Here is a 12,158-nt window from a genome sequence, read left to right on the forward strand (position 1 = left end):
AAGTGATTCCGGTTGAACGGAATCACTTTGTTTTTACGGGTTAGTCATTGTATTGCGGTCTTCTCTCATAGTGCCGTTGTTTCGTTCAACACCATTTACACCATTGGCATTTGGTACGTTGTCATAGCCATTTGTGCCATTGACATCCGCATTCGAACCTGGTGTTGTTGCTTCTGGCATAACAGTATTTTCTCTTACTGTGCCATCATTTACAGTACCGTCGTTAACAGTACCATTGTTGACGTTACGATCGTAGACATTGTGATTCTTATCTGGATCGACAACATCTTCTACATCATTAACACCTCGTTTAACGTCGTTTTTCACGTTCTCCATTGGGGTTTCAGCTGCATTATTACCCCAGTTACAACCTCCAAGGAATACTGTAGCAAGGATAATGGCTAAAAATGACATTTTCCACATATAAAAAACCTCCTTTCTTGAGTACTATGTCATCAAATACAACATGTGCATTTGTGATCCTACATAGATTGCCCGAGAAAGGAGGGAACTATCCGATTTTTTGTGCAAAAACTATTTTTGTTTATCTTTCAGTAATTGCTCAATGTATGCAGCTTCTGCTTTACAATTATAGGTATAGTTTGTACCTAATTCTTTTTGTAAAGCTTCGATTGTTTCGACTTGTTTAGCGGTTGGTTCTTCATTTAAAATTTTTGCAATTACTTCATCGATTTTTTGTGCCATCTCTTCATGGAATTCAGTACTCATCAAAACATCGGCTGGGATTTTTTCGATCCAAGCGGCATTTTCCTGAAAATAAGACTGCCAGCTAGCAATGAAGTCTTCCATAGAAAAGCGCTCTTCTTCCCAACCAATACTTGCTAAGTATGATTCAAAAGATGTTGAAATCGAACGCGTAATGCTAATTTTAACACCTGAAGACAATTCCTTATACATCTATATAATCCTCCTACTTTTTAAAAAACCTAAAATTACATGTATTTCAATTCACAATACTATCTATGCCATCGCATTAAAAAAACTAAACTAAATTCTGTCAAAAAAAATTGACAATAAGAACACTATTCGACAAGATTATTTTATAACTTTTAGCCTATAATTGCAAATTAAGGCTGTTTTGGTTGTTCAGGCCCTATTGCAAATAAAATATCTGCCTCACAAACTAGCTCGCCATCAACGGTAGCTACAGCATGTCCTTTGCCCATTACACCGCGCAGTTTAACGAATTCTACTTCTAATCGTAGCTGATCTCCCGGTACTACTTGGCGCTTAAAACGAGCGTTATCGATTCCTGTTAAAAATACTAAACGTCCTTGGTACTGTTCTGATTTTAATAAAGCGACGCCACCTACTTGCGCCAATGCCTCTACAATTAAAACACCTGGCATAACAGGATATCCTGGAAAATGTCCATTAAAGAAATCTTCGTTAATCGATACATTTTTGATACCTACTGCACGCTTGCCTACTTCTAATTCCACAATACGGTCTACAAATAAAAATGGATAACGATGTGGTAAAATTTCTTGAATTTGCTCTGCTGTTAACATTTCTTTTCCCCCTCTAAGTATGTATATATACCTTACGTCCAAAAGAGGATGTAGGTTTCAACGTATAATCGCTTTTAAATTTAAAATACTCGATTTTTTATGTGAAACACAAAGTATGGTAAAGAATATTATTATTCTTTACCATTCATAATGTCAAATATATGCTGCCATGTTTCTAATTTAAAGACATCCATTGCTTTTCCTTGACCAATTACACTGTAGCCGACCATTGTACCTAAAATAGCGGCAACAACGATTAAAACAAGAACAAGTACAACTCGTAACCAAATCGGAATCAGCCGTATTTGCACCCATCGAACCTCGCGTTGCTCTCCGTTTGAGCGACGTCCCTTTTCTTCTGGTGGCGTTTCGGTTTCTTGTGTCGGCACAGAACGTCGACGTGAATCGTTTGTCATAGATATTGTACCCCTTCATTTCTTACTCAATAATGCACTTATCTAACACCATTAATAAGCCCTAGCATTTGGTCAGCTAGTGTTACAGCTCTTGCATTAAATTGATAAGCACGTTGCGTTTCGATTAAATCTGTCATTTCCTTCGACAAGCTCACATTCGATAATTCGAGGGCTTCATTTTGCATGCCGATTTGTTGACGATTTGCTCCTTGTAACTCTGTTACAACTTCTGCTTGTGTATATCCTAGCTCTGCTAAGTTATCTGGTAAGCCTACATATGTACCAGAAATATGCTCCATTAGTTGCGGCTTTTGGAATTCCGTTACTGCTAAATCCGTACGAATAACATCACCATTCGGATATGTAGCTTCTAACATGCCTCCATTGCGAACAATAAAACCTTTTGCATTATCAGGTAATGTAATAGGCTGTCCATTTGCATCTGCCACTGGATAACCATCTGTATTGACAAGCATCACCGTTCCATTATTTAAAGGTGATAAATAAAAGTCACCTTGACGAGTATACACTGTTTTTGTGCCATTTTCACCATCTGGCATTAAAATGTTGAAATATTGCTTTGGTTTTGTAAAAGCGAGATCCAAATCGCGATCTGTTGTTTGAAGCGAACCTTGCTTATGATTTGTTTGAATTTGTCCAAGCTGTGCTCCAGAGCCATAACGGATGCCTACTGGTGATTGACGCACAGTTGGGTCCTGTTTATCATTATTAAATTGCTGATACATAAGTTCGTTGAACGTTGCTTGACGTGTTTTATAGCCATGCGTTCCACTGTTAGCAATATTATTACTAATTGTATCTAATTTATTTTGCAATTGCCCCATTGTATTTGTTGCCGTAATCATTGTTCGTAGCATGTGAAAACGCCTCCTGTTCGCTTAATTATATTTTACCGATTTCATTTACAGCCTTTTCCATACTTCGATCATACGCTTGCAACACTTTTTGGTTTGCTTCAAAAGCTCGGTATGCTGTCATTAAATCTGTCATTGTGCGTCCAGAGTCTACGTTTGAGCGCTCTAAAAATTTTTGTCCTAATGTAAACGATACACCATTTGCACCGTAAGCAGTCGGCAAGGCTTCTCCATTTTCTGTACGAATTAAGCCATTATCTTGTTTACGTAGCATGTTCGGATTGGCCGCAAAAGATACACCTACGCGCGCTACTTGCTGGTTATTCACATAAATTCCACCGTCCTGATCAAGACGGAAATCATCATTTGGTAGCTGGATGCGTTGTCCATTATCAGATAACACGTAGAGACCTTGACCATTTACTAAATAGCCTTGACCATCTAATGTGAAATTCCCGTTACGTGTATAGGCTTCTCCACCGTCTGGATGTGCTAAACGGAAGAAAATTGAACCAGAGACACCATCTTCATTTTGAGGTAAGTTTCCATCGATAAGGGCCATATCTGTCGTTAAATCCGTGCTATAGATTTGACCTTGTATGTAATTTGGCAATGTTTCTTGCATATATATCCCTGTATTGAGTGCACCAACTTGACTCATATACTGTGAGCCAGCTTGCTGATTGGCGGGTGCATTTGTTTTTCCTACGCTGGACATTAGCATATCTGGAAACGAACGGATGGTAGATTGATCTGCCTTAAATCCAGGTGTACTTGCATTTGATAAGTTGTTTGTCAGTAATTCTGTTCGTCTTTGTTGTGCTATCATACCTGTTGCTACTGTATAAAACCCTTTAAACAAAGGAATCACCTCATTGTATTTTTATAGTGATGCTGGAACACGATCAATATTTTCTAACATAATGCCAGTGCCAATTGCAACACAATCCATTGGATGTTCAGCAATAAAGACTGGAACTTTTAACTCTTCGATTAACAGTTGGTCCATTCCGTGTAATAATGCGCCACCACCAGTAATAATGACACCACGGTCAATAATATCTGCTGAAAGCTCAGGCGGTGTTTTTTCTAACACGTTTTTCGCCGATTGTACGATCATGGCTACTGATTCATGTAATGCACGTTCAATTTCCTCTGAATGAATCGTAATTGTACGAGGTAAGCCTGTTACCATATCACGACCGCGAATATCCATTGAGTCGTTACGTCCACCTTTGAAGACTGTGCCAATCGTGATTTTGATTGCTTCGGCTGTACGCTCACCAATTAACAATTTATATTCTTTTTTAATATATTGTAAAATATCATTATCAAAAACGTCGCCCGCAACCTTAATAGACTCACTTGTTACAATGTCACCCATAGAAAGAACTGCGATATCTGTAGTACCACCACCGATATCCACTACCATATTGCCACTTGGTTGGAAAATATCCATCCCAGCTCCGATTGCCGCAACTTTTGGTTCTTCCTCTAAATATACTTTTTTACCACCAGATTTTTCAGCAGCTTCGCGAATCGCTTTTTGCTCTACACTTGTAATATTTGTTGGACAGCAAATCAATATACGTGGCTTTGTTAAAAATCCTTTTAGATTTAATTTATTGATGAAATGTCTAAGCATCGCTTCGGTAACATCAAAGTCTGCAATTACTCCATCGCGTAATGGCCGAATTGCTGTTATATTACCGGGCGTGCGACCCACCATTTGACGAGCTTCTTCACCTACTGCTAATACCTTATTCGTCTTTTTATCTATTGCTACCACAGATGGTTCGTTTAGGACGATTCCTTTGCCTTTAACGTGGATTAATACGTTCGCAGTTCCTAAGTCAATGCCTATATCCTTCGAAAACATTTTTTAAATTCTCCTTCCCGCCAGTTCCAACTACATAACGTTCCTATTGTCTATTTATCTAGAATATTTTATCACACCCCATTGGTAATTTCACCTAAATTTAGTTATTCCGCTTGTTTTCCTTCAATTATATGTACACAAATAGAAATGTACAAAAAAAGAACGAATCATTCTTGACTCGCTCTTTCTTTCCACTTGTTTTTCGTTGCCTCTCCTCCACGAATATGACGTACGGCTTTATGGTAGGCGAGAATTTCTTTCACTTGATCAGCTAATCCTTCATGAATTGTTGGTAATCGCTCAGTTAAATCTTTGTGCACCGTACTTTTAGAGTAACCTGTCATTTTCGCGAGGACACGCACAGTTTCACGCGTCTCAATCAGTAATTCACCGAGGCGTATGCAGCGCTTCCGAATGTGCTCGTGCACGTTCTCGTCCTTTCCACACAATTTCACAAAATGGCTTTGGCATCAGATGCACGTCTGCGCATTTCTTCACCTTATGTGAGGACAAAGCTATTCAGAACACGATTTGCACTTTCTCGTTAAATTGCTGACTTTTTTAAAATCCTAGGAATTTTTTCGGATTAACGTATTTACCGTTTTCTAGAACTTCAAAATGCATGTGAACGCCAGCTGCTTGATTCCACTCATTGTCAGTCGCTTTTCCAAGTGCCTGACCTTGTGCTACTTCATCGCCTTCTTTCACAGCGATATCTTTTACTGAACTATAATGCGTTTGCACACCATTCGCATGCTCTAGGACGATTTTATTGCCTGTAAACGCATCTAGTTTTACTTCTAGTACTTTACCAGTTAACGCAGCAACTACTTCGAATTCCTCTCCATTCATAGAAAGGGAAATGCCTGATGAAGTTGTAAAAGTTTGATTGAATACCATTAAGGCATTCTCACGTGACTCTTCTTTTGCTTCTACATCATAAAATTCCTGTGAAACTTGTACTTTACTAAGCTCTGCTTCCTTGAATGGATACTTCATTGTTTCTGTTTTTGCATTTGTTTCAACTACTGGACCTGGGTCTACTTGCGCTACATCTGGTAATGGTGCTTCTTCTTTTGTCACGAGACTATTGTAACCAAATAACATACCTGCTAACATTAATGCACCACCCGCGTATACCGCCGGCCAAAACCAAGGTTTTTTCTGCAATTGTCCTTTTTCATTTTGAGAAGTTTTACTATTTTTATCCTCTCTCATTTTCATCACCTCTAGTTGCAGTGTGAACAACTAGAAGCTATTTTAAACATGCATCTATTTTTTTTATCTCAATTTGTTGATAATAATAGTGTAAAATCTCTGAAGCGCTCTTTCCTTCACGTGCCATCGCATCTGCACCGTACTGGCTCATACCAACGCCATGACCATATCCTTTCGTTGCTACCTGAACCTTATCCGTATTCTTATTATATGAAATCTTAAAATCTGTTGATGGTAATTGTAAGAGTGTTCTAACCTCTCTGCCTGACCATCCATTTTTACCTAATTGCAGGCGTTCTACACGCTCTGAATCATTGAGAAACACTTGCATACGATTGAAATCATTCGCCCGCCATTTAACTGGCCACAGCGCATTCCATTCGGCTAACGTCCATTCTTTTATTGTTGCAAACTTTGGAGAAGCTTGATCGGACATACTTGCAACGCTTTGTAAATACGGTAAGTCATTCCCACTGTAACCGTAAGCACTCTCTGTTTTACCATTGCTCGTTGAGTGAAACATCGCCGTAATTAATTCATTATTATATAGAAGAACTTGTCCTTCTGTTTCTGTAATGGCTTCGACAATTTTCTTTTCATTTCCCGGGAAATTGCTAGTCCAATTGGCTTTTCTTTGTTCTTTATTGTAGTAGACTTGCCTTGCAACAGTAGGTGCAATGGCTTTTTTACCGTAATTTGTCGTTTTCAGCGCATAGGTTCTGGCAGCAATGGCTTGAGCTTTTAAAGCTTCTTTATTAAAGGACACGGGCATTTCTGCAGCTACTACACCAACTATATACGTTTCTAAAGGAATTTTTTCCTTCTGTCCCTCCACTTCTATGAATATTTCACAGGCGTTTTCCGTCTTTTGTGGGGAGTTGTTAGAATGATCATCGATTCGTCTCTCACTGAATGCTACTGGCATCATATATAATGCACCAATTAAACAAATCACAGCAATTATCATTATCCAATTTTTCATAAGGAATAATATGCGAGCACTACAGAAAATATGAGCGTTCCATGATTACGGGAGTTCGTTTTGCTTTGGTTTGTGAGGGGCATTGTGCTTCGCGGGTAAATCGCTCTGCTTCGCGGGTATTTCACTTTGTTTCGCGGGTATTTCACTTTGTTTCGCGGGTATTTCACTTTGTTTCGCGGGTATTTCACTTTGTTTCGCGGGTAAATCGCTCTGCTCCGTGGGCTTCTCTTCGTTTCGCGGGTAAATCTCTCTGCTCCACGGGTATTTCACTTCATTTCGCGGGTAAATCGCTCTGCTTCGCGAGTATTTCACTTTGTTTCGCGGGTAAACCACTCTATTCCGCGGGTATTTCACTTCATTTCGCGGGTAAACCTCTCTAATCCGCGGGTAATTCACTCTGTTCCACAGGTATCTCTCTTTGCATTAATTAAAAACCTCTTTGCTTATGCTGAGCAAAGAGGTTTTGTTGTTAGTTTGCTGGTAATTCGATTGTTGTTTTTTCTTTCGGTGTAACATCCATTGTTGTTACACGTTCAATATTTGCACCAAGTGATGCTAATTTGCCATGGAAGTCTACGTAACCACGGTCTAAGTGATGGAGTTTTGTCACTCGTGTTATTCCTTCAGACACAAGACCTGCTAAAATTAGGGCTGCCGCAGCTCGTAAATCTGTTGCCATAACCTCAGCTCCCTGTAGGTTTACTGGTCCTTCGATAAACACAGAACGTCCTTCGATTTTAGCACCGGCATTCATGCGACGGAACTCTTCAACGTGCATAAAACGATTTTCAAAGACTGTTTCTGTAATGATACTCGTACCTTCAGCAGTTAACATCAACGCCATCATTTGCGACTGCATATCCGTTGGGAAGCCTGGATGTGGCATTGTTTTAATGTCTACAGCTTTTAATGTTTGCGGTACGTGGACACGTATTCCTTCATCAAGCTCTGTAATTTCTACGCCCATTTCGCGCATTTTTGCGATTAAAGCCGTCATATGTTCAGGCACAGCATTTTCAATCGTTACATCACCCTTTGTAATCGCAGCTGCTACCATAAATGTACCTGCTTCGATACGGTCAGGAATAATATAATGCTCTGCTCCATATAATGTGTCAACACCTTCAATACGAATCGTATTCGTACCTGCGCCGATAACACGGCCACCCATACTATTAATGAAGTTTGCAAGATCTACAATTTCAGGCTCTTTTGCTGCATTTTCAATTACTGTCGTTCCTTTTGCTAAAGATGCAGCCGTCATAATATTTTCTGTTGCACCGACACTTGGGAAATCTAAATATACATTCGCACCTTGTAAACGACCCTCTACCTTCGCTTCCACATAACCGTGCCCAAATGAAATTTTTGCACCCATTGCCTCAAAACCTTTTAAATGTAATTCAATTGGACGTGAACCGATTGCACAGCCACCTGGTAAAGCAACTCGTGCAAAGCCGTTTCGTGCAAGCAAAGAACCCATCACTAAAATGGATGCACGCATTTTACTGACATATTCAAATTGAGCTTCACTTGAAAGTTCTTTTGTTGCGTCTATATATACAGTATTGTCTTCTGGTATATATGTAACATCAGCGTTTAGACTTTTTAGTACTTCATTTATGGTATAAACATCTGCTAAGTTAGGGACTTCTTTAATTACATTTTCTCCTTTTGAAGCAAGTAAAGCTGCCGCCAGGATTGGTAACACTGCATTTTTTGCGCCCTCTACACGAACTTTCCCCTGTAGCTTTTGGCCGCCAGTCACTATAATTTTATCCACCTTACGTCCCTCCGAATTCAATCTCTTAACCTATCGAAAATTTATTTTAAAAAAAGATGTATAATGTCATAATAAGTAAACAAACAACTCTATAGTACAACTTTTCACACGCTCGTTCAAGCGTCCAAATCACTATTTTAAGGCATTTATTGATATTTTGCTATTAATTTATTGTACGCATTATTTTTTTTTTTGTGAATGACCAATAACACGGTAAAATATGTAAATCCCTAAGCCCTTTTTTTCAAAAGTTCGTGGATACTATATTTCCGTTTCCATAGCTTATTAAACCTCTTAAGTACATATTTCAAAGGACCACATAAGTGAACTTATGGAGCCCTTCGAAATATGCACATATGAATTACGCATCCGTTACTTTATAGTTAGTTGTCACTAGCTAACTTTAAAATAAGTAAGGGAGTTTTCCAGACCAACTTGAAACTTGTAGAAAGAAATTAGAGACTGCGGTCCCGATTGCAATGCTCAACAAAATATAAATCAACTGTATTTGAAATACTTTGTTTTTTTTAAACAATTTTTCTAGCATGAAGGCCTGCAAAGCGTAAAAAGTGATAGCAATAAAAAAGAGGTGCGATAGAATGCCCATTAAAGCTTCTTGCCCTACTGCTTCATAAATTCCCACATCGTGTTCCTCCATTTAAAAAACGGGCAGATATTACATCTGCCCGTTAAAAATTGAATTAGATATTACCCTCATGAACGTTGATACGATTCAACGCACGTTTTAATGCTAGGTCAGCACGTTTGAAATCAATGTTATCTTGTTTGCTTTGAATTCGTCCTTCAGCGCGTTTAACGGCTTCTTTAGCACGTTGTACATCGATATTATCAGCAATTTCAGCAGAAGGTGCTAAAATTGAGATCTTTTCTGGACGAACTTCAATGAAACCACCGCTTACAGCAACAATCTCAGTTGAACCATTGTCCTTTTTCAGCTTCACTGCACCGATTGCAAGTGGAGCTACCATTGGAATATGGCCGGCAAGAACACCAATCTCACCTGAAGTTGTTTTCGCGATTACCATTGATACTTCAGAATCGTATACCGGGCCGTCGGGAGTGACAATATTGACTGTAACTGTCTTCATATTTTTTCCTCCTCGTCCCTAGTATTAAACCTCTACGCCCATGCTTTTCGCTTTTTCAACTACTTCTTCAATAGAACCCACTAAACGGAAAGCATCTTCTGGTAGGTGATCGTGTTTACCTTCAAGGATTTCCTTGAATGAACGAACCGTTTCTTTAACAGGAACGTAAGAACCTTTTTGACCAGTGAATTGTTCCGCAACGTGGAAGTTTTGAGATAAGAAGAATTGAATACGACGAGCACGTTCAACTGTTTGTTTATCTTCATCAGATAACTCATCCATACCTAAGATAGCAATGATATCTTGTAATTCACGGTAACGTTGGATTGTACGTTGTACGCCAGTTGCTACTGCGTAGTGCTCAGCGCCTACGATTTCTGGTGATAATGCACGAGAAGTCGAAGCTAATGGGTCAACCGCAGGGTAGATACCCATTTCAGATAATTTACGCTCAAGGTTTGTAGTTGCATCTAAGTGGGCGAAAGTTGTAGCTGGAGCCGGGTCAGTATAGTCATCGGCTGGTACATAGATCGCTTGAATAGAAGTTACAGATCCTTTGTTAGTAGATGTGATACGTTCTTGTAATTTACCCATTTCAGTTGCAAGTGTTGGTTGGTAACCTACCGCAGAAGGCATACGACCTAATAGGGCAGAAACCTCAGAACCTGCTTGTGTGAAACGGAAGATATTGTCGATGAATAAAAGTACGTCTGCACCTTGCTCATCACGGAAGTATTCTGCCATTGTAAGACCAGTTAAAGCTACACGCATACGCGCACCTGGTGGCTCGTTCATTTGACCGAATACCATCGCTGTTTGCTTGATAACGCCTGAATCACTCATTTCGTAGAATAAGTCGTTCCCTTCACGAGTACGCTCACCTACACCAGCGAATACAGAGATACCTGAGTGCTCTTGTGCGATGTTATTGATTAATTCTTGGATTAATACTGTTTTACCTACACCGGCACCACCGAATAGACCGATTTTACCACCTTTAATGTATGGTGCTAATAAGTCTACTACTTTGATACCTGTTTCAAGGATTTCAACTGAAGTTGAAAGTTGATCGAAAGATGGTGCTTCGCGGTGAATTGAATCACGACGTGCATCAGCTGGAATTTCTTCACCTAAGTCGATTACTTCTCCTAATACGTTGAATACACGACCAAGAGTCACTTCACCAACTGGTACTGAGATAGCTTTTCCTGAATCTGTTACTTCTGCTCCACGTTGTAAGCCATCAGTAGATGACATTGCAATTGTACGAACAGAATCATCACCTAAATGAAGTGCAACTTCTAATGCAAGAGTTGTTGGTTCTTCATTAGGACGTTCAATCTTAACTGTTAATGAGTTATAGATTGCTGGTAATTGGCCATTGTCGAATTTTACGTCAACAACCGGACCCATTACTTGAATAACATGTCCTTTATTCATTACTGTGTACCCTCCTATCGTATTCTTATACGACATTGGTGAGCTGAGCCTATTCTAAGGCTGCAGCCCCACCAACGATTTCTGTAATTTCTTGTGTAATAGCTGCTTGACGTGCACGGTTATATTGCAATGAAAGATCTCCGATAAGATCAGATGCGTTATCAGTTGCATTTTTCATAGCAGTCATACGAGAAGCATGTTCACTTGCTTTTCCATCTAATAATGCGCCGTAAACAAGGCTTTCCGCATATTGTGGAAGTAATACTTCAAGAATTGCCTCACCAGATGGCTCGAATTCATAAGAAGCATTGCTGCTTGCAGGTGCAATATCAGTTAATGGAAGAAGTTTTTTCTCTGTCACTTCGTTAGCGATAGCACTAACAAAGTGATTGTAGTACATATAAAGTTCATCATACGTACCGTCAATGAACATACCAACAGCATTACGAGCGATTTCTTTAATATCAGCGAATGATGGTTGGTCAGGAAGAGCAACAACACTGCTAATAACATTATGATCACGTTTCACAAAGTAATCACGAACAACACGACCTACTGCTAAAATCACGTATTCGTCTTTTGATTTATGACGCTCGTTGATTGTACGTTGTACTTGACGTAGGATACTTGAGTTGTAAGCACCTGCAAGACCACGGTCAGAACCAATGACTAAGTAAGCCGTTCTTTTAACAGGACGAGCAGTTAACATTGGATGTCCACTGTCTTTTGTACCTGATGCGATAGCGCCTACTACGTCTTGAATTTTTTCCATGTAAGGAACGTAAGCTTTAGCATTTTGCTCTGCACGACGTAACTTTGAAGAAGAAACCATCTGCATCGCTTTCGTAATTTGTTTCGTACTCTTTGTAGAATTAATACGACCTTTTATTTCGCGTAAGTTTACCACTGGTATTTCACCACCTT

General features: G+C 39.4%; 15 protein-coding genes. All 15 read right to left on the minus strand.

Annotated elements, in window-relative coordinates:
- Positions 1-33 precede the first annotated feature (33 nt).
- The 15 genes from LS41612_RS19930 to atpG all read right to left on the minus strand — a co-directional run bounded on the left by LS41612_RS19930 (position 34) and on the right by atpG (position 12,141).
- Complete coding sequence (locus tag LS41612_RS19930) at positions 34-423, minus strand: hypothetical protein (protein WP_024362919.1); 390 nt, start codon at positions 421-423, stop codon at positions 34-36.
- 111 nt (positions 424-534) lie between these two features.
- Positions 535-918: a hypothetical protein gene (locus LS41612_RS19935; protein WP_024362918.1), complete on the minus strand. Its 384-nt coding sequence runs from the start codon at positions 916-918 to the stop codon at positions 535-537.
- A gap of 170 nt (positions 919-1,088) precedes the next feature.
- Complete coding sequence (fabZ, locus tag LS41612_RS19940) at positions 1,089-1,532, minus strand: 3-hydroxyacyl-ACP dehydratase FabZ (RefSeq protein WP_024362917.1); 444 nt, start codon at positions 1,530-1,532, stop codon at positions 1,089-1,091.
- A gap of 131 nt (positions 1,533-1,663) precedes the next feature.
- The gene (locus LS41612_RS19945; RefSeq protein ID WP_024362916.1) at positions 1,664-1,948 is read right to left on the minus strand and encodes a DNA-directed RNA polymerase subunit beta; all 285 of its coding nucleotides are present in this window, start codon (positions 1,946-1,948) and stop codon (positions 1,664-1,666) included.
- A 38-nt stretch (positions 1,949-1,986) separates the two neighbouring features.
- The gene (locus LS41612_RS19950; RefSeq protein WP_024362915.1) at positions 1,987-2,826 is read right to left on the minus strand and encodes a flagellar hook-basal body protein; all 840 of its coding nucleotides are present in this window, start codon (positions 2,824-2,826) and stop codon (positions 1,987-1,989) included.
- A 25-nt stretch (positions 2,827-2,851) separates the two neighbouring features.
- Positions 2,852-3,685 carry a flagellar hook-basal body protein gene (locus LS41612_RS19955; protein ID WP_024362914.1) on the minus strand — a complete coding sequence of 278 codons (834 nt, stop codon included), beginning with the start codon at positions 3,683-3,685 and terminating at the stop codon, positions 2,852-2,854.
- 21 nt (positions 3,686-3,706) lie between these two features.
- Positions 3,707-4,702 (minus strand): cell shape-determining protein Mbl, encoded by a 996-nt coding sequence (locus LS41612_RS19960; RefSeq protein ID WP_024362913.1) that lies wholly within the window; start codon positions 4,700-4,702, stop codon positions 3,707-3,709.
- A gap of 167 nt (positions 4,703-4,869) precedes the next feature.
- Entirely contained in the window at positions 4,870-5,130 is a 261-nt protein-coding gene (locus tag LS41612_RS19965) for a sporulation transcriptional regulator SpoIIID (protein WP_004269485.1), read from the minus strand.
- Positions 5,131-5,263: 133 nt separating this feature from the next.
- On the minus strand, positions 5,264-5,920 hold the full coding sequence (locus LS41612_RS19970) for a M23 family metallopeptidase (protein WP_024362912.1): 657 nt from the start codon (positions 5,918-5,920) through the stop codon (positions 5,264-5,266).
- 37 nt (positions 5,921-5,957) lie between these two features.
- Positions 5,958-6,902 (minus strand): stage II sporulation protein D, encoded by a 945-nt coding sequence (gene spoIID / locus LS41612_RS19975; RefSeq protein WP_024362911.1) that lies wholly within the window; start codon positions 6,900-6,902, stop codon positions 5,958-5,960.
- Between the two features lie 469 nt (positions 6,903-7,371).
- Complete coding sequence (gene murA / locus LS41612_RS19985) at positions 7,372-8,685, minus strand: UDP-N-acetylglucosamine 1-carboxyvinyltransferase (protein WP_024362909.1); 1,314 nt, start codon at positions 8,683-8,685, stop codon at positions 7,372-7,374.
- Positions 8,686-9,088: 403 nt separating this feature from the next.
- Positions 9,089-9,328 carry a DUF1146 family protein gene (locus LS41612_RS19990; RefSeq protein ID WP_024362908.1) on the minus strand — a complete coding sequence of 80 codons (240 nt, stop codon included), beginning with the start codon at positions 9,326-9,328 and terminating at the stop codon, positions 9,089-9,091.
- 58 nt (positions 9,329-9,386) lie between these two features.
- Positions 9,387-9,794, minus strand: coding sequence for a F0F1 ATP synthase subunit epsilon (locus LS41612_RS19995; protein ID WP_024362907.1), 408 nt, complete (start codon positions 9,792-9,794; stop codon positions 9,387-9,389).
- A gap of 24 nt (positions 9,795-9,818) precedes the next feature.
- A complete protein-coding gene (atpD, locus tag LS41612_RS20000; protein WP_024362906.1) occupies positions 9,819-11,234 on the minus strand; it encodes a F0F1 ATP synthase subunit beta in 1,416 nt (471 codons plus the stop codon).
- Between the two features lie 49 nt (positions 11,235-11,283).
- A complete protein-coding gene (atpG, locus tag LS41612_RS20005; protein ID WP_024362905.1) occupies positions 11,284-12,141 on the minus strand; it encodes an ATP synthase F1 subunit gamma in 858 nt (285 codons plus the stop codon).
- Positions 12,142-12,158 lie beyond the last annotated feature (17 nt).

This window comes from Lysinibacillus sphaericus, from assembly GCF_002982115.1.
GTDB classification, from domain to species: domain Bacteria; phylum Bacillota; class Bacilli; order Bacillales_A; family Planococcaceae; genus Lysinibacillus; species Lysinibacillus sphaericus.